The following is a 16,831-nucleotide window of genomic DNA, read 5'->3' on the forward strand; positions in this document are numbered from 1 at the left end:
ATTGATGTGGTCCTTTTTTTCTATTTTACTTCATTGGCATATACATCCAAGCAGCAAGTAAGTACAAAATAATGATATGGGCTGGGTAGAAGATGTAGAAGAAATACTTCATACCCCGTCCTTTAGCACCACTGTATAAAGCAATTGGAATAATGGCAAAAATCATCATCCATTGTGTTGAACCAAAAATACCGTAGATACATGCAACAACAGCAATACTTAAAATTTGTGCCCAACGTATATTACGGAAAATATATAATACTGGTATTAGCAAAACCATAATATTGTTTTCGGCAAGCAAAATTGCTGGGTCGATTGCTAATAGGATCTGCATAAATATTTTTTGCCCAGAGCCAATTGCTCCTCCCGAAGATAGCACTGGCATGACGATGATTGATAACAAGAAAGGTAATAGAAATAACAGAACACCTAAAGTAATATGCTTACCTGCCTGCCCTTCACGCACTTTCTCAAATTGATCAATACCAGCCATAAAGATGGTTCCAATAAACAGATCACGGAAAATGTTATTAATTAATTGCACTTGTTCAAAGCCAACGATTTGTTGGGTCAAGTTCATTAAAAGAGCCATGACGACCATACTGATGTATAAACGTAGCATATAGCTCTTTTTACTGTGGGTATGTGCGAAACCAACAACAGCCGTAAAAAAGAACAGTGTGGCAACAGGACGCCCAAACCAGTCCAACCAATTAGGTGCACCTAGTGGAGCAAAAGTTTGATGAAAATGGTCAATAACCATTAATACTAAACCAATTACCTTAATATCAAAAGTGGTTAATTGTAAAAATTTATTTTTTTGAATTTGAGTAGTCATCCAATTAACGTCTCCTGTTTCATTTATCGTAAAATCATTTTTCTACAAATGATATTATACACAAAATAATATAAAAAAAGCTACTATTTTTTGGCCAAAATGATAACTGAAAATTTTACGTGCATAAAATTATTAGTCACAACGGGTTTCTGACAATATAAAAAAGGTTAGTTCGTTTGAACTAACCTGCCGACAATAATATTTTATTTGTGATAAACTGGTTTCTTAATGAAAATCCAAATAAGTAATGAGACAATCAACATTACCATATAAATATTGAAGACAACCGATAGATTACCACCAGCTAATGACAAGATAATGGCTCCTGCTAAACTTCCAAACCCAAATCCTTGATAAATCAATGAATAATTCTGGCTATGATTCTTTAGACCAAAGTAGTCGCCCACCCGCCCACCATTGTTGGGTATACTGTAATCGTACCACCGAAGAAGAAGCCTACCGCCATCATTGCGGTATAGAATACAGGTACACTTAGATGAGAACTAAATGCTAATATTGCAACGGCAATAAAGGTTACCGTGTAAGATAAGATAAACATAGGTTTACGTCCAAATTTATCAGATAATGAGCCAATTAAGTGCATTAGCAATAGCAACTAAAGCAACGACGTTCGTTGCTTGGGCAATGTCCAATCCAGCTAAATTAGTCCCTAAGTTGGATGCAATCCCAGTTAGATAGACTGACAATGAAATCGTTAATAATGCAATAAATAACAAGTAAGCTTGAGGCTGACGTAACATTTCACTTGTTGTAAATTCATGATGCATACCATCATCCACAGTAGTAGCCTCTTTTACTTCAGGGGCATCATGGATAAACATCGCACCGCCGACAATAAGGATCATTGATAAAAATCCCCAACCCATTAAAGCATATGGAAGATTATGAACAATATTATTACCTAAAATAGCGGAATCAATATATTTAAAAACAAATGAACCTAAACCATAAAAAGCAACAGAAATACCGGAAATTAACCCAGTTTTTTCAGGAAACCACTTAATGGCATTTGAAAGAGTTACCATATAAGCGATACCATCAGCTGCCCCAAGCATAACACCTGCTGAAATATAATATAACCATAATTGGTTAGATGAATGAACACGTGAAGCAATAAAGACCGAAACACCAAATAAAATGCCAGTAGTTATCGTCACTTCACGCACACCAAACTTTTTAACTAAACTACCAACAAAGATTGTTGATAATGATAAGGCTAAAGCGCCAATTGAAAAAATCAATGAAATAGATCCCAAATGAGGCTGTACAGATGCTGTTTTACCAGTGGATGGATCAATGACTAATTGATGAAACATCTTCAAAATGGGTGTATTAAAAATACTCCATGCGTAAAAGTTCCCACACCTAATTGCACAAGAGCAGTACATTGCAAACGGTTTTGAAAACGCTTGCAAAAATAAATATAGTCCTATTTGCGGGATTTGTCTATAAAAACAATTTTAAAAAATGATTTCACGTTGATTTATAATTTCATATACAATACAAAAAGTGCATTAACGCGATTTGAATTTTTGATAATATTTCAAAAAAGTCACTAATCTAACTATTTCAGATTAGTGACTCTCAAGTTTAAATAAATTAACCTTCTAGTTTATGACTTAACTTCTGTAACTTTGTTTCAATCGTGTTTGTGTGTCCAGGACGAATATCTGCATTCAATGAAACATAGGCACGGATTCCCTGATCTGTTAGTGTTTGAATTGCTTTTTGCACTGTTCCCATAACGTCAGACCACTCCCCCTCAATTTCGGTTCCCATGGCTGTTGTTTTGTATGTTAGACCAGATTCTTCAATGACCCCAATAATGTCGTTAACGTAACTACTTAACTCATCTCCTACACCAAATGGTGCAATTGCAACTGAAATTAATGTGTTCATTTATTTGTCCTCCTCTTATTTATAGACACTTATAGTATATCATTCAATAATGATTAATGTTTCGCTGCCTGTTCCCAAAAAGATAATTCATATTGATAAGATGTTAAATACGTCTCTAAATAGGTTTGTTGTTGTTTTGTTGATAACGTCTGCCAATTTGGGACTTGTTGGTCAATAACTTGCCAACTCCAGTGCGTGAATGCAGTATAGTCAGGACTAGTATAATAAGATAACCAAGGTAAATACGTATTATTTTTTGTCGTGTTGATGAATTGTTGACCAATCAAATGATAAGACTCTGTACAAGGTAATAGCGCCAACATTGCATTTGTTGCATCACCACGTTTAATGGCTTGTTCCATATGATCGAGATATGCTAAGTTATGTACATCAGGTAGAATATCCAAACTTGCTGGACTAGCTAACAAGGCTTCATGAGCTAATTCTTCATCCGATGACTGTGGTTGAGCCGCCTGTTGTGATACGGTTAGTTTTTTTGTTGCTAAATCAAATAATTGTCCAAAATAATTTGTGTAATAGGTATCTTGGGCAACATAATAATCTCTTTGAGTTTGTGGCAAATTATCTGAAGCGATTCCCTGTACAAATGATGTTTGATAAATATTTTTTCGAATATCACTTGATTGTTCCAATAAATAATTATGAAAAATCATTTCTTTTCCTCCATTTGAACATCTACCCAATGATTTAAGGGACCATGTCCATGACCAACATTGATTGTCTGGCGAATGGCTTCATAAGTAAATTGCTTTGCTTTTGGCATAATATCCTTTAATGCGTACCCTTTAGCTAAGTTGGCAGTAATAAAGGCAGACAGTGTGTCTCCGGTTCCATGAGTTCGATTTGTTTTAATTCCTGGCATTGTTAACCATTCTGACGTACCATCAGCATATAGTATATAATCGACATATTCATTTTGTGAATTTGGGCGATGACCGCCCTTAATCAAGACATTTTGTGCACCCATTTTTTGTAATTTAATTGCCGCTTCTATGACATCATTATCAGTGACTAAAGTTTTTTTGACTAGGACTTCTGCTTCCGGTAAGTTAGGCGTAATTAGGAATGCAAGGGGTATTAATTCAGCTTTTAAAGTGTCAATGGCTTCATCACTCAATAAATGTGCGCCCCCTTTTGCAACCATAACTGGATCAACAACTAATTTACCAAAATTGTTTTTTTGCCAACCTTGAGCAACTGCATGGACACGATTAGCATCTAGTAAAGCGCCCGTTTTAGCGGCTTTAATATCTAAGTCATCCGCAATGCTTTTAAATTCTTCTAAAATAAACGTTGATGGAATTGTATACTGCCCTTGAACGCCATACGTATTTTGCGCAGTTAAACCAACAACAATTGTTGCAGCATAAACTTGTTGATTATGGAATGTTTTTAAATCAGCATTAATGCCTGCCCCTCCACTGGCATCTGTTGTCGCAATTGTAATGACCTGTGGTACTTCTATCATGATTCCTCCCAAATATGTGGTAACTAAAAAGCACAAATAATCAGGAAATCCTGGTTATTTGTGCTTGAAAATGCAAGTTTACCATTACTTTCCTTCGTTAGTCTTAACTAAACAGGTTCAAAGGGTCTGTTTTAAAAACATCTCAGCATAAAGCTCCCCTAGTAAATTATTTAATTACAACATGATTATTGCACTTAACATAGGACAAGTCAACGCTTTCATTATGCTTTAAACTTTAGATGGCTAATGGCAAAATAGTTTGTTTTATAAGTTATTGGCTAGTGCTAAAATTTCGGTGATTAAAATATTCAGTCCATTCTCATATAAGTCTAAATCAAAAGATTCATTTGCAGCATGAGCCGTTGATGGTTCATTAGTTGGTAAAACACCAAAGCCAACACCATTAGACATTAAACGTCCAAATGATGCTCCGCCGTTAACACCGGCTTCAGGCAATTGTCCAGTTACTGATTGATAAGCATTGGCCAATAATGTCACTAACTTATCCTCTGGATCGACGTAGTGTGGCACAAGTCCAGCCGGATCACGAACAATATTAGTTAACCATGGTTCGTCTTGGATAATTTGATCAATCGTTTGCTGCTCGTCAAAAGCTAATGAATAGCGGAAGTTTAGATTAATATGACCTGTCTCACCACGAACAAAGTCAGTTATGCCAATATTTTGACTTGTTTTACCAAGTTTTGGCTCGGTTTTACCATAACCCGAATGTTCACCATAAGGATCTTGATGTAACTTTTCACCAATAAATGCTAAAAATTTTGCAGCTTGTCCACTAAATGGGTAGTCTTTTAGAAAATTAGCTAAGTATGTCGCAGCATTTTTCCCAGTTTCTGGTCGTGCGGCGTGTGTTGCAATCCCTTGTAACTTTAATATGATGTTATTGTCATGTTCAGTTAGTGAACCAGAAACTTTGTGGCTATCGCAGTATTTTTGAAATGATGGCTTAACTTCAGTCGTTGATAGACCTGTTAGTATTGCTGTTGCAGACCCTGGTAGAACATTTGTTGCTGAACCACTGTGAAATGATAATAATTTTAGCGGTGCATCTGCATCGTTAGTTGCATCAAAATATAGATCTAGTTGACTAATACCTTTCTCACCATAAGAAAGATGAGCAGAGCCATCAGGTGAGAAACCATATTGTAATTGCCCTTCTTCAGCAAAATATTGATGCATATCAGCCCATTCACTTTCTTCATCAGTCCCGATAATAAAACGAATTTGATGCTTTAAAGGTAAATGTGCATCTTGTATTGCTTTAATTGCATAGTAAGTTAGCATAACAGCAGATTTCATATCGTCAGCACCACGTGCATAGATATGATGATCTGCTTTAATGGTTGGTACAAACGGTTCTGTTTCCCATTGATCAATATCATTAACGGGGACAACATCTACGTGTACAATGACGCCAATTGGTTGCTTGTCATTTTCCGGACCGATATAAATATAGCCAGCACGATTGCCAACTGTACCAATTTTTTCAAAGCCATCACGTTGTGCTAACGACATCATAAAATCAAGAGCTGCTTTTGGACCCGGTCCATAAGGTGCAGTCATCGTAGCGTTTGTATCGTCACGCACTGAGGGAATTTTTAATAAGCCAATTAAATCATTTAACCATGCATCTTGGTATATTGTCGTATCTATTTCGTTCATTTATTGCAATCCTCCAAACAAATCTTCATCATGTTGCCATTATATTAACAATAAATGAAATAATATGCAATATTTTTATTTTATTTAGTATAAATAACCAAAAAAGTTGAACTTACTGAATAATAACAGTAGTCCAACTTTTTTTGAGATACATTCATCTCCGTATCTTATATTTTTAATAAATTTTAAACGAGATTATGACTGAAAATAGCTTGGTAAAGAGCAGTTGTTGTTGCATTTGCAAGACGAGTTGGTCGTTTTGCAACAGGAATCTGATTAATTCCGGCAGCCTTCAATGTCTGCTTTGCCCATGCCTTTGTGCCAAATAAAATCATTATATTGCCTCCTTAATCTTTTCTGTATTCTTGTTTTGATGAATAAATATTTCATTCATCTATCTTCACCATAATACAAATAATGATTAGAATGCAAGTCGGATTTTTATTAATCGTTAACTAATAATTACCATTAAAATTGGAATAACGACTAACATTAACAATGTCGTTTGTGTAATACTAATGGATGCAAATTTATAATCAGCTTTAAATTGTAATGCCATAACTGCAGCGTTCGTCATAGCAGGCATAGCGGCCTGAATAATAAATACTTGTTTTAACAATAGTGGCAAATCAAAAGGCATCAAGATAAGTGCCATTGTTAATGGTGCTAAGACAAATCGACTAAGCGATAGAGTGATGGTTTCTTTATTTGGTAGTAAATCTTTTTTAGGCGTTTTAGCAATGGCAAAACCAATAAATACTAAAGCTAATGGCACGTTGGTGTCACCCAATTCTGTTAAATCGGTTACTAAAAATGCAGGTAATTTAACATTTAAAAAGACAAATAGTAATGACACAATTAAGGCAATCATTGGTGGGTTTAAGATACCAGATAGTGTTTGTCGTAAATTAAAATGTTTATTATTATGATTACCATCAATAGAAATCATATAAACACCAATTGTCCAAAAAACTGTGGTATTAGCCATATAGTAAATGAGAATATACGGTAAACTTTTTGTACCAAATAATGCCATGTTTACTGGTAAACCAACGGTGATTGTGTTGGAATTAAATAACAATGATTGAAAAAGGCCTTTATGCTTTGGATCAACGTGAATTAATCGCGCAATAATAAAAGAAAGCGCCAATAAAAGCATCATACTTGCGATTGGAAATAATAAATTTGTTCCCATTGATAAAAGTGTTTTGGGTGTAAAATCTTGCGGAATATGAACGATTAAATAAGCTGGCATCGCTACTTTTGTGATAAAGCCAGATAAAAATTTACTAATCCGACCATCAGAATCATCAAAAACATTTCCTTTTATTAAAACAAATCCAATGGCAACTAAGCCTAAAATCATTAAAACACCAGTAATACTGTGAGATAAGGCATCCATGTAACCCGTTATTCCTTCTTTCTATAAAAAATTAAATAAAAAAGATGACATATTGCCATCTTCATCAATGATATTAATTAAAATTATGACTCTGATTAGCTACCTTTAACGTATCCATTACTAATTCAAGTTCTTCTTCATTTAAGTGATCATGATCAAATATCTCTTGATGATATAAAATGCCTGCGACTGCACCTACTAGAGACATTATCCGGTTAGATTCACCAGGTAATGTTTTTGCTAGCGAAATTGCTTCATTAAAACTTTCACTATTCAATATGACCCATATTGTCGCTTCCAGTGTGTCAACAACATATCCTGAAGTATGTAGTGAATCAATCGACTCACTTTTTAAATCAGGTTTATTTAGTCCTTGGAAAGCTGATAAATATTGTGCGAATATTTGATGTTGAGCATAGTATTCGTAAGAACTGCTGACAGCTTGATCAACTGCTTCAACTAGCGGAATGTTTTGCAAAAGATTGTTCACTAACATTGCGTAGATACCACTTGCAATTAATGATTGGGGATGATTATGAGTTAATCCTGTAATTTGGTGTAGTACCAGCATGGCAGGATCATGTGCCACAAAATCTTCACCATATTTTGCTCTCAAATATAAAACAACAGGTGTAATATGCATCAATGCCCCATTACCATTGTCAGAAATTTCGCGACCACCAGAATTAAATGGGTCATTAGTACGTTCATATTTATTTAAAGCAAAAGTAGTTGTGTCACCAACAGTGGTGGGCTTTTCAGAATGACCAGTATAGGTACCATACTGATACCAACTCAGATAACGTGACATCATGTCAGTTAGATTATAACCATATGACAAACTACTAATTGTTGCTAATGTTAAGGCGGAGTCCCCACTCCATGATGTCTGTTGACCATCGACTTGCCGCCGTGCTATTAAATCACCAGTAACCAAACCTAGCGTACTGTTATTTAGTGGACTATACGGTAAAACCATGTAAAACTCCATCCTTTCAAGAATCTAATTGTAACACTCATGTAAACTGTTGGCAAATTACACTTGAATACATTATAATTATTTGTGAACATTTAAAGGAGTAAATCATGATGGAATCAATACAAGACGAGGAATTTGATATTTTTTCATTAGAATTACTAAGAGATCATTTATTACCAGAATTATTACAAAATGATCTATCTGAGATTACTTATTGGGCTGGTAAATCATTAGCAACGCAATATGGGTTAAAAGGTATTAATGAAATTCAAAACTTTTTTATGTCAGCCGGTTTTGGTTATCTAACACAGATGACACAAAAATCTGCAGAGCAAACATGGCTATTAAATGGTCCTGTTATTGAAAAAAGATTGACTGATAATGTTGATGCAAGTTTCTCGTTAGAAGCTGGCTTTTTGGCACAACAAGTGCAACAACTGGCACAATGTGGTGCAGAAGCACAGTGGACAAGTGATAAAACAACGGTCACATTTACAGTCATGACGGAAGAACCAGTTAACCTACCAAGTTAGATCATCATTAAAAAAAGAGCGTGTCATAAATATTAGGCTGAATTGACTAGTAGTTATGGCATGCTCTTTTTACGATGTATTGGATTATTAATTAAATGAACCTGTAAATTTGTAGATTGGATATCCTTGTGAAGCAAATTTTTGCTCATACTCAGTTTCGACGTTATCAATCATTTTTTCAGTATCTTCGTGTAAATTTAATGAAATACCCGTTGGTTCAAAATGAATGCCAAAATTAGCAAAAGAGCATAATGAATATTCAAATAAACCACGATTATCTGTTTTAAATTCTATTTTCCCACCTTCTGGTAGCACCTCTTGATAACTCTTTAAAAATGATTGATAAGTTAAACGACGAGATTCATGACGATTTTTGGGCCATGGATCTGAGAAATTTAGAAATAACTTACTAATTTCCCCCTTATCAAAGTACGTGTCTACACCTGCACCGTCACCATAAATAAATTTTAAGTTTGGTAATGATGCATCATCTTCTGCTGCTTTTCTACCTGCAACTGCAACTGCAGCTTCTTGTATTTCCATTCCAATAAAATTAATATCGGGATATTTTTTCGCCATGCCAATAATGAATTGCCCTTTGCCAGTGCCAATTTCAATTTGTAATGGTTGTTTCTTGTCAAAAATTTCTTGCCAATGTCCCTTTAATGAGACAGCACGTTCTTGATTAATGACAAGATCAGTATGCTTTTCTAGCCAAGGTTGTGCCCATTTTTTATTTCTTAAACGCACGAGTCTTTCTCCTTTGTGTGTTTTTGTTAATTTTTTGTTTCGTATACCAGAATACCAAAAAGCCCCCAACTACGACAAGACATATTATATTTTGCATTAATAAGTTAATACTTGGATGAGCAATAAATGAAACTAGTATCCAAAAGAGTTCAGTCATAATCAACCAAGGCAATACGGCTTGCTGAAAAGCTCGCACGCGCTCTAAAGAGGTTATTGGATATAAAAAGTTAAAAACAATGTGTTGATGGACATCATTAAGTGGTAACAGTTGTAAGACCAATAAATAGAATAAAATTAATAACAAGATGGTTTGTAACCATCCTGAAGTTAACCAAGCTGCAAAACCGCCAATAATTGTTAACCGTAACCAAAGTTTTAAATATTGTGTTTGTCTAATAAATGCAGTCACAAATAATTTTGTCATGCCATTTTGTTGTTTATCTGGCCAATGATTAATAATCGTATCTGCCCAAGCTTGGCGTTTAACACGGGGTGCAATACCAGGAACATCAACGAAAAGATTGAAGAAGGATAGGACAATAAATTGATGATTGTCTTCTGCCAGCATTAATTGTCGCCAATTGACTAATTTTGATGTCTGTTGGTTTGCAAATTGTTGCTGCATTCTGGCAATGCGGTCTGTTAGCATCATTTTTAAAATCACCAATACAATCGTATATATCATGATTAATAGTAGTGATTTTGTCCATAACCTTAACATCATTGGCCAGAGCAACATGACTAACAAACATTCTATCAGGCCATTGACACATATGCTGTAGATGGTTGCTTGTTTGATTAATTTTCTTAGTACAGATTCATCACCTAATAAAGTCGTTGGATCAGCTGATTTTAAGAAGTTTGTTGGATTTTTGAACAAGAAAAATGTTAGTAAAACAATCATGACTAATAATGATTTTGTTCCCCAATTAACCGGTGCTGTTTGCCAAATAGAACGATATGCCAAGGCTGCTGCTCCCGCTAAAATAAATAAAGCTAAAACAGCATGATCATTGAACACGTATCGTAGATATTTTAGATAGCGTTGCCAGCGCTTAGCCAGTCGTTCTTTGAATAAATGATTTAATTGCATGATTTTTTATCCTTCGTTACCTGCTAATTCTGGCACTAGTTTTGCAAAATCTGCTGCTGGTCCGGTCGCAGCAACTTGTCCATCCTTAAGATAAACAAATTGATCTGCATGTCCAGCAATCGTTTGTAATACATGGGTCGTTAGTAGAAAACTTGTGCCATTTTTTTTGCGTTGGTCAATTAATGACAATAAATCATTTACAGCTATAACATCCAATCCTAAGAATGGTTCGTCAATGATAAACAATTTTGCGTCAGTTATAAATGCCATCACAATCATGACTTTTTGACGCATACCTTTTGAAAAGTGTGTTGGGAACCATGATAACTTATCATCCAATCGAAACATTTTTAAAAGTTTTTCTGCTTGCTGCCAAGCAGCTTTTTCATCAAGATGATAAGCAGCAATTGTTGTTGTTAAGTGTTCTTTTAGAGTAAGTTCTTCATAAACAATGGGTTGTTCTGGAATATAAGCGATCTGTGCTTTATAAGCAACAGGTTGCGCTAGTAGTGTTAAATTATTTAGTGTAATGGTTCCCTGCTTAGGCATTAATAACCCAATGATGTGGTTTATTGTTGTTGATTTTCCAGATCCATTTAAACCAACTAAAGCAGTCAGACTACCAGCAGGTACGCTAAATGACACGTCATTTAATACGGTTAGTTGACCATAGCCACCGGAAAGATGTTGTATTTCTAAACTCATAATGTTTCACCTGTATTTCTAAGTGTTTATTCTATTTTAACAAAAAATAGCCCAATATTTATACCAGACAGAAACTATAATTAACTGTATAATGAAATTAAAGTCAGAGGAGGAAATAAAGATGTCAGATGTATTTGATAAGATTATTGCTGGTGAGATTCCTTCATATAAAGTATATGAAGATGATGATGTGTTAGCTTTTTTGGATTTAACACAAGCAACACCTGGTCACACGTTGGTTGTGCCTAAGCAACACGTTGCAGACATTTATGAATATAGTGATGAATTAGCAGCACGTGTATTGAGCGTCTTGCCTAAGATTGCACGCGCAATTAAGGCAAGTGATAATCGTATTATCGGCTTAAATATCATTAATAATAATGGTGAAGCAGCTGGTCAGTCAGTCTTTCACTCACACTTCCACTTGTTACCCCGTTATGCTGATGATGGATATGAAATTCCCGTACTAGATAATAGTGATAAAATGACTGATGAAATCTATAAGGAACGTGCACAAAAAATTGCCGCACAATTTGAAAAGGATTAATTATGCTTAAAAAAATCAAGATGCGCATCCTAAATTTTAAAAATGCAATTCAATATGAAAAAGACGCAATCAATCATATTAAAATTGCCGTCACTAATATTCAGAATTCATTAAAAGAAATTAACAAATTAATGGATGATTTGCAGAAACAGATTAGTAAGTTAAACTTTAAAAATAAGCCACATCTTGAACGCATAGATGAAGCACAAACACGAATAACAGAGACTTTAGCAGCATTTTCTAAAAAGAAGGATAAGTAGACAAGTTAATTCTGTCACAAAATGAATAAAAATTTACATATTTTTACTGATTTTGATTGCAACAGATTATATGACACTAAGACCGTGAATCTAACCATTTTAATTTGGTAGATTCGCGTTTTTTTAAGTATGTCCAAAAGATTGTAGAATATTACTTTGTCTTCTTATATTAAGAATGATGTATTTATCAATCATTATCCAATTTGATTATTAATTTAAATGAGAGTAAAATTACAAACGTTCGTTTTTACGAATAAATATGCACAGTTTTAAATGTGAAGTGAGGTCTTTTGATGAATCAGAAAGATAGTGCCTCATTTTTTGGTCAACCACGAGGTTTAATGACTTTGTTCTTTACTGAAATGTGGGAGCGCTTTTCATATTATGGTATGCGAGCCATACTATTGTTTTATATGATTTATGCAGCTGATAAGGGTGGCTTAGGTTTCAATGCAGTTACCGGTGCTGCCATTATGTCAATCTATGGTTCGATGGTCTATCTATCTGGTATTATTGGTGGTTATTTGGCAGATCGTATCCTAGGATCTTGGCGTACCGTATTCTACGGCGGTGTGCTAATTATGTTTGGACATATTGCACTATCTATGCCTTTAGGATCGACTGGGTTATTCAGCTCGATATTATTAATTACTCTTGGTACTGGATTATTAAAGCCAAATGTTGCGACAATGGTTGGTAATCTTTACGATAAAGATGATGAACGTCGTGATGCAGGCTTTTCTATTTATGTTTTTGGTATCAATTTAGGATCTTTTGTATCACCGATCTTAGTTGGTTGGTTCCAGGTTAACGTAAATTTCCATGTTGCCTTTTCATTAGCAGCGATTGGTATGTTTATTGGTCTCGTACAATATGTTATTGATGGGCGTAAGCATTTGCAAAATATTTCAAAATCTGCACCTTTCCCATTACAACCAGAAGAAATGAAATCATTAGCTTGGAAATTAATTGTTAGCATTATTGTTATCGTTGGTTTCTTGATGATTTTGCATGCCAAAAATGCGCTAAATATTAATACTATTATTAATTTATTAACGTTTATTGCTATTTTGGTACCAATTCTTTATTTTGTTGTGATGTTGACTTCAAATAAAACAACGAAGTTTGAACGACGTAAGGTTGTTGCGTACATACCATTATTTATTGCAGCAATGTTATTCTGGGTGATTGAGGAGCAAGGATCGGTGGTCCTAGCACTATTCGCATCAAATCAAACAGCACTTCATGGGATACCGGCTTCTTGGTTTCAATCATTGAATCCATTGTTTATCATGTTGTTCACTCCTTTCTTTGTTTGGCTATGGTCAAAGAAACTAAAAGATAAGCAACCAGCAACGGGTGTTAAATTCGCCTTGGGACTTGTGTTTGCAGGTTTGTCATATGTTTGGATGGCATTTCCTGGCATGTTGTTTGGTGTTCATAATCATTTTAACCCACTCTGGTTAGTTGCTTCTTGGGCGTTAGTTGAAATTGGAGAAATGCTTATTTCACCAGTTGGTTTATCAGCTTCCGCAAAGATGGCACCTGTTGCCTTTCAAGCGCAGATGTTAACTGTTTGGAATTTGTCTGATGCAACTGCACAGGCTGCTAACGCACAACTAGTAAAGCTATATGCACCGAATACTGAAATCATGTATTTCCTAATTATTGGTTTTGTGACAATAATCGCTGGTTTCTTGTTATGGGTAGCCACAAAGAAAATTAAAATTTTAAATGATAGCTTAAGTGAAACAAATTAAATAAAAAGACATGTCAGAGTCATGCTGATATGTCTTTTTTTGTATTTATTTACCCATTTGCAATTTTAATTCCATGACTGCATCCCGTAAATTAGCTGCCTCCTCGAAATCAAGACGCTTTGCTGCTGACCGCATTTGATCTTCCAAATTGTTAATCATAGCATTTTGATCATCACGAGCCATATCTTTAAAGGCAACGTCTGTAAAACTACCCTGATTTTTAGGCTGATCATTATCAGCAGTATGACTAATTGAAATAAGGTCACGAATATCCTTTTTAATGGTATGCGGTGTAATATGGTTATCTGTATTATATTGTATTTGAATTTGACGACGCCGTGCTGTTTCATCCATTGCTTCTTGCATTGAAGCTGTGATAGCATCTGCATACATAATAACATGGCCATTTTCATTACGTGCAGCACGACCAATCGTTTGAATTAAGGAACGTGTGTTGCGCAAAAATCCTTCTTTGTCAGCATCAAGAATAGCGATTAAAGAAACCTCGGGCACATCAATACCTTCACGTAAGAGATTAATTCCAACAAGAACATCAAACTTACCTAATCGAAGATCTCGAATAATTTCAGTACGTTCCAATGTCTTTATATCAGAATGGAGATATTTCACCTTAATCCCAACATCTTCCAAATAGTCTGTTAAATCTTCTGCCATTTTTTTAGTTAATGTGGTGATAAAAACACGTTCATCACGATTGACGCGTTTATTAATTTCACCGATTAAGTCATCAATTTGCCCCATAACTGGACGTACTTCAATTTCTGGATCAAGCAAACCTGTCGGTCGAATAATTTGTTGTGCAACATCTTCTTTTGCAACACGTTCATTTTCATAATCTCCTGGCGTTGCTGACATATAGATGATTTGATTAACATGTTTTTCGAACTCTTCAATACGTAAAGGTCGATTATCTAATGCTGAAGGTAACCGGAAACCGTAATTGATTAAAGTTTCTTTTCTAGCACGATCACCTTTATACATGCCACGTACTTGCGGCATGGTAACATGTGATTCGTCAACAATAATCAAAAAATCATCTGGGAAGAAATCTAGTAGTGTAAATGGTGGTTCGCCTGGTGCACGTCCATCCATATGACGTGAATAATTTTCAATGCCAGTTGTGAACCCCATTTCGCGAATCATTTCAATATCATATTCTGTACGTTGCTTTAAACGTTGTGCTTCTAGTAGCTTCCCCTCTTTTTCAAATTTCTGTAATTGATCATCAAGTTCAGCTTGAATGGTTTTGAGTGCCCGCTCACGAATGGCATCATTAGTCATAAAGTGAGTGGCAGGGAAAATAGTTGCTAAATCTAATTCAGCAGTAACTTCACCAGTTAATGAATCAATTTCACGAATACGATCAACTTCATCACCAAAAAATTCAATTCTAAGAGCCTTCGCATCAGATGAAGCTGGAAATACTTCTAACACATCTCCACGAGCTCGGAAACGGCCACGCTGAAAATCAATATCATTACGTTGAAATTGAATATCAATTAGTTGATGCATTAACGTATTTCTGTCCAATATATCACCAACACGAACATTAATAACATGATCATGATACTGTTCTGGGCTACCTAAACCAAAAATTGAAGAAACCGACGCAACAACGATGGTATCATTTCTTGCTAGCAAAGAAGCGGTCGCAGAATTACGTAATTTATCAATTTCATCGTTAATTGAAGAATCTTTTTCAATATAAGTATCTGACGACGGTACATAGGCTTCAGGTTGGTAATAATCATAATAAGAAACGAAATACTCAACAGCATTATTTGGGAAAAATTCTTTAAATTCTCCATATAATTGTCCAGCCAACGTTTTATTGTGGGATAACACTAAAACCGGCTTTTTTGCTTTTGCAATAACGTTTGAAATTGTAAAAGTTTTCCCCGTTCCAGTTGCACCTAAAAGGATTTGTTCCTTGATACCGTTTTTCAAACCATTAACTAATTTTTCAATAGCTGCTGGTTGATCACCAGTTGGTTGATATTTTGATACTAATTGGTAGTCATTATCATTGCGACGATTAATCATGTGTGTCATAACTCACTTTCTTGCCGAAAATAAAAGAATAACTAAGGGAAATTTTATTTAAATAACCCCTTTCATCCTAATTGAAAATAGCTTAATTTATTATGTCAAGATTGAATTTTTAATCGGCGTTAAAAATACCAATGTAAATACGCTGTAGCTTTTCAGATCCAGGGAAGTGTTCGTTTAATAACTCTGGTAATACTTCCTTGATAAAGTATGCAACACTAGGCATATCCCTGAATGCAAAAATTGTTTCTAAACTCTCTTTATAAATTTCAGTAAATACTGGTTCTGGATTACCTTTTTGTAGTTCACCAAAAGCTTCATACAATAAATCGACTTTATCTGCAACTGATAAGATACGCCCCTCTAATGTATCATCCTTACCCTCATGCAGTCGACGTTTGTAAATTTCTTGTAACTCTTCGGGAATCTCTGTACGAATAAAATTATCCGAGAGCGTGTCTTCAACATCTGCTAACATATGTCTCAATGTTGATGATGCATACTTTACAGGTGTTCTGATGTCACCAATAAAGCGTTCAGTTAAATCATGATTCAGTGCTTTTTCATATAACATACGCCAATCAACTTCATTGCCGTGTGCTTCCTCAATATCACCAAGAAATTGGGCCGCTTCAGTCACTTTCCAAGAATGTGCAGCTACCGAATGTGGCTGATATTTAAAATAACCAGGTGCTCGTGTAATCATTTCTAGCTCGTTTAATCCCGATAAATATTGATGCATTCCCATTAGTTTGAGCCTCCTCATAAAATAAACATTTTCACTATGTTACTTTTAAGTCTA

At 35.0% G+C, this 16,831-nt stretch carries 20 protein-coding genes and 1 riboswitch; of the genes, 4 read left to right on the forward strand and 16 right to left on the reverse strand.

Going from position 1 to position 16,831, the window contains the following annotated elements:
• Positions 1-25: 25 nt before the first annotated feature.
• From ACSKY2_RS02055 to ACSKY2_RS02105, 11 genes are all read right to left on the reverse strand, one after another.
• Positions 26-838 (reverse strand): TraX family protein, encoded by an 813-nt coding sequence (locus ACSKY2_RS02055; RefSeq protein ID WP_489877950.1) that lies wholly within the window; start codon positions 836-838, stop codon positions 26-28.
• A 203-nt stretch (positions 839-1,041) separates the two neighbouring features.
• Entirely contained in the window at positions 1,042-1,245 is a 204-nt protein-coding gene (locus ACSKY2_RS02060; RefSeq protein WP_489877951.1) for a hypothetical protein, read from the reverse strand.
• On the reverse strand, positions 1,224-1,397 hold the full coding sequence (locus tag ACSKY2_RS02065) for a hypothetical protein (protein ID WP_489877952.1): 174 nt from the start codon (positions 1,395-1,397) through the stop codon (positions 1,224-1,226). The genes ACSKY2_RS02060 and ACSKY2_RS02065 overlap by 22 nt, the downstream gene beginning before the upstream one ends.
• Positions 1,398-1,416: 19 nt before the next feature.
• On the reverse strand, positions 1,417-2,175 hold the full coding sequence (locus tag ACSKY2_RS02070; RefSeq protein ID WP_489877953.1) for an MFS transporter: 759 nt from the start codon (positions 2,173-2,175) through the stop codon (positions 1,417-1,419).
• Between the two features lie 283 nt (positions 2,176-2,458).
• Positions 2,459-2,758: an MTH1187 family thiamine-binding protein gene (locus ACSKY2_RS02075; protein WP_489839568.1), complete on the reverse strand. Its 300-nt coding sequence runs from the start codon at positions 2,756-2,758 to the stop codon at positions 2,459-2,461.
• Between the two features lie 53 nt (positions 2,759-2,811).
• Entirely contained in the window at positions 2,812-3,432 is a 621-nt protein-coding gene (locus ACSKY2_RS02080) for a TenA family protein (RefSeq protein ID WP_489877954.1), read from the reverse strand.
• The gene (thiD, locus tag ACSKY2_RS02085; RefSeq protein WP_489877955.1) at positions 3,429-4,247 is read right to left on the reverse strand and encodes a bifunctional hydroxymethylpyrimidine kinase/phosphomethylpyrimidine kinase; all 819 of its coding nucleotides are present in this window, start codon (positions 4,245-4,247) and stop codon (positions 3,429-3,431) included. Before thiD ends, ACSKY2_RS02080 begins: the two co-directional genes overlap by 4 nt.
• A 72-nt stretch (positions 4,248-4,319) precedes the next feature.
• A riboswitch (TPP riboswitch) is annotated at positions 4,320-4,417 on the reverse strand.
• Between the two features lie 94 nt (positions 4,418-4,511).
• The gene (locus ACSKY2_RS02090; protein WP_489877956.1) at positions 4,512-5,930 is read right to left on the reverse strand and encodes a Sapep family Mn(2+)-dependent dipeptidase; all 1,419 of its coding nucleotides are present in this window, start codon (positions 5,928-5,930) and stop codon (positions 4,512-4,514) included.
• A 185-nt stretch (positions 5,931-6,115) separates the two neighbouring features.
• The gene (locus ACSKY2_RS02095) at positions 6,116-6,265 is read right to left on the reverse strand and encodes a hypothetical protein (protein ID WP_489839564.1); all 150 of its coding nucleotides are present in this window, start codon (positions 6,263-6,265) and stop codon (positions 6,116-6,118) included.
• Positions 6,266-6,381: 116 nt separating this feature from the next.
• Entirely contained in the window at positions 6,382-7,332 is a 951-nt protein-coding gene (locus ACSKY2_RS02100) for an AEC family transporter (RefSeq protein WP_489877957.1), read from the reverse strand.
• A 73-nt stretch (positions 7,333-7,405) separates the two neighbouring features.
• The gene (locus ACSKY2_RS02105) at positions 7,406-8,311 is read right to left on the reverse strand and encodes an ADP-ribosylglycohydrolase family protein (RefSeq protein ID WP_489877958.1); all 906 of its coding nucleotides are present in this window, start codon (positions 8,309-8,311) and stop codon (positions 7,406-7,408) included.
• Between the two features lie 107 nt (positions 8,312-8,418).
• Here ACSKY2_RS02105 and ACSKY2_RS02110 point away from each other — a divergent pair, with 107 nt between their 5' ends.
• A complete protein-coding gene (locus tag ACSKY2_RS02110) occupies positions 8,419-8,844 on the forward strand; it encodes a DUF2507 domain-containing protein (RefSeq protein ID WP_489877959.1) in 426 nt (141 codons plus the stop codon).
• Between the two features lie 87 nt (positions 8,845-8,931).
• Here the strand turns inward: ACSKY2_RS02110 and trmB are convergent, their stop codons facing one another.
• The 3 genes from trmB to ACSKY2_RS02125 are packed head-to-tail and all read right to left on the reverse strand — an operon-like array spanning position 8,932 to position 11,392.
• A complete protein-coding gene (gene trmB / locus ACSKY2_RS02115) occupies positions 8,932-9,594 on the reverse strand; it encodes a tRNA (guanosine(46)-N7)-methyltransferase TrmB (RefSeq protein WP_489877960.1) in 663 nt (220 codons plus the stop codon).
• Positions 9,578-10,687 carry an ABC transporter permease gene (locus ACSKY2_RS02120; RefSeq protein ID WP_489877961.1) on the reverse strand — a complete coding sequence of 370 codons (1,110 nt, stop codon included), beginning with the start codon at positions 10,685-10,687 and terminating at the stop codon, positions 9,578-9,580. The genes trmB and ACSKY2_RS02120 overlap by 17 nt, the downstream gene beginning before the upstream one ends.
• Positions 10,688-10,693: 6 nt before the next feature.
• Complete coding sequence (locus tag ACSKY2_RS02125) at positions 10,694-11,392, reverse strand: ABC transporter ATP-binding protein (protein ID WP_489877962.1); 699 nt, start codon at positions 11,390-11,392, stop codon at positions 10,694-10,696.
• A 121-nt stretch (positions 11,393-11,513) separates the two neighbouring features.
• Here ACSKY2_RS02125 and ACSKY2_RS02130 point away from each other — a divergent pair, with 121 nt between their 5' ends.
• From ACSKY2_RS02130 to ACSKY2_RS02140, 3 genes are all read left to right on the forward strand, one after another.
• Complete coding sequence (locus ACSKY2_RS02130) at positions 11,514-11,939, forward strand: HIT family protein (RefSeq protein ID WP_489839557.1); 426 nt, start codon at positions 11,514-11,516, stop codon at positions 11,937-11,939.
• A gap of 2 nt (positions 11,940-11,941) precedes the next feature.
• Positions 11,942-12,199, forward strand: a complete 258-nt coding sequence (locus ACSKY2_RS02135; protein ID WP_489839556.1) for a hypothetical protein — start codon at positions 11,942-11,944, stop codon at positions 12,197-12,199.
• A gap of 293 nt (positions 12,200-12,492) precedes the next feature.
• Positions 12,493-13,959 (forward strand): peptide MFS transporter, encoded by a 1,467-nt coding sequence (locus ACSKY2_RS02140; RefSeq protein WP_489877963.1) that lies wholly within the window; start codon positions 12,493-12,495, stop codon positions 13,957-13,959.
• Between the two features lie 45 nt (positions 13,960-14,004).
• On the opposite strand, the gene uvrB is transcribed toward ACSKY2_RS02140, so the two are convergent.
• Both uvrB and ACSKY2_RS02150 read right to left on the reverse strand, forming a co-directional pair.
• Positions 14,005-16,023, reverse strand: coding sequence for an excinuclease ABC subunit UvrB (gene uvrB / locus ACSKY2_RS02145; RefSeq protein WP_489878221.1), 2,019 nt, complete (start codon positions 16,021-16,023; stop codon positions 14,005-14,007).
• A gap of 118 nt (positions 16,024-16,141) precedes the next feature.
• The gene (locus ACSKY2_RS02150) at positions 16,142-16,777 is read right to left on the reverse strand and encodes a YfbR-like 5'-deoxynucleotidase (RefSeq protein WP_489839553.1); all 636 of its coding nucleotides are present in this window, start codon (positions 16,775-16,777) and stop codon (positions 16,142-16,144) included.
• Positions 16,778-16,831: the final 54 nt, after the last annotated feature.

It is taken from the genome of Weissella sp. ESL1156 (genome assembly GCF_058505625.1).

What these genes read in the sequence shown, in the direction of transcription:
- uvrB (WP_489878221.1), bottom strand. Translation starts at nt 16,023, where the DNA reads ATGATTAATCGTCGCAATGATAATGACTACCAATTAGTATCAAAATAT.
- ACSKY2_RS02090 (WP_489877956.1), bottom strand. Translation starts at nt 5,930, where the DNA reads ATGAACGAAATAGATACGACAATATACCAAGATGCATGGTTAAATGAT.
- ACSKY2_RS02105 (WP_489877958.1), bottom strand. Translation starts at nt 8,311, where the DNA reads ATGGTTTTACCGTATAGTCCACTAAATAACAGTACGCTAGGTTTGGTT.
- ACSKY2_RS02135 (WP_489839556.1), top strand. Translation starts at nt 11,942, where the DNA reads ATGCTTAAAAAAATCAAGATGCGCATCCTAAATTTTAAAAATGCAATT.
- ACSKY2_RS02130 (WP_489839557.1), top strand. Translation starts at nt 11,514, where the DNA reads ATGTCAGATGTATTTGATAAGATTATTGCTGGTGAGATTCCTTCATAT.
- thiD (WP_489877955.1), bottom strand. Translation starts at nt 4,247, where the DNA reads ATGATAGAAGTACCACAGGTCATTACAATTGCGACAACAGATGCCAGT.
- ACSKY2_RS02080 (WP_489877954.1), bottom strand. Translation starts at nt 3,432, where the DNA reads ATGATTTTTCATAATTATTTATTGGAACAATCAAGTGATATTCGAAAA.
- ACSKY2_RS02150 (WP_489839553.1), bottom strand. Translation starts at nt 16,777, where the DNA reads ATGGGAATGCATCAATATTTATCGGGATTAAACGAGCTAGAAATGATT.
- ACSKY2_RS02070 (WP_489877953.1), bottom strand. Translation starts at nt 2,175, where the DNA reads ATGTTTCATCAATTAGTCATTGATCCATCCACTGGTAAAACAGCATCT.
- ACSKY2_RS02065 (WP_489877952.1), bottom strand. Translation starts at nt 1,397, where the DNA reads ATGTTTATCTTATCTTACACGGTAACCTTTATTGCCGTTGCAATATTA.
- ACSKY2_RS02075 (WP_489839568.1), bottom strand. Translation starts at nt 2,758, where the DNA reads ATGAACACATTAATTTCAGTTGCAATTGCACCATTTGGTGTAGGAGAT.
- ACSKY2_RS02140 (WP_489877963.1), top strand. Translation starts at nt 12,493, where the DNA reads ATGAATCAGAAAGATAGTGCCTCATTTTTTGGTCAACCACGAGGTTTA.
- ACSKY2_RS02110 (WP_489877959.1), top strand. Translation starts at nt 8,419, where the DNA reads ATGATGGAATCAATACAAGACGAGGAATTTGATATTTTTTCATTAGAA.
- ACSKY2_RS02055 (WP_489877950.1), bottom strand. Translation starts at nt 838, where the DNA reads ATGACTACTCAAATTCAAAAAAATAAATTTTTACAATTAACCACTTTT.
- ACSKY2_RS02120 (WP_489877961.1), bottom strand. Translation starts at nt 10,687, where the DNA reads ATGCAATTAAATCATTTATTCAAAGAACGACTGGCTAAGCGCTGGCAA.
- ACSKY2_RS02100 (WP_489877957.1), bottom strand. Translation starts at nt 7,332, where the DNA reads ATGGATGCCTTATCTCACAGTATTACTGGTGTTTTAATGATTTTAGGC.
- ACSKY2_RS02125 (WP_489877962.1), bottom strand. Translation starts at nt 11,392, where the DNA reads ATGAGTTTAGAAATACAACATCTTTCCGGTGGCTATGGTCAACTAACC.
- ACSKY2_RS02095 (WP_489839564.1), bottom strand. Translation starts at nt 6,265, where the DNA reads ATGATTTTATTTGGCACAAAGGCATGGGCAAAGCAGACATTGAAGGCT.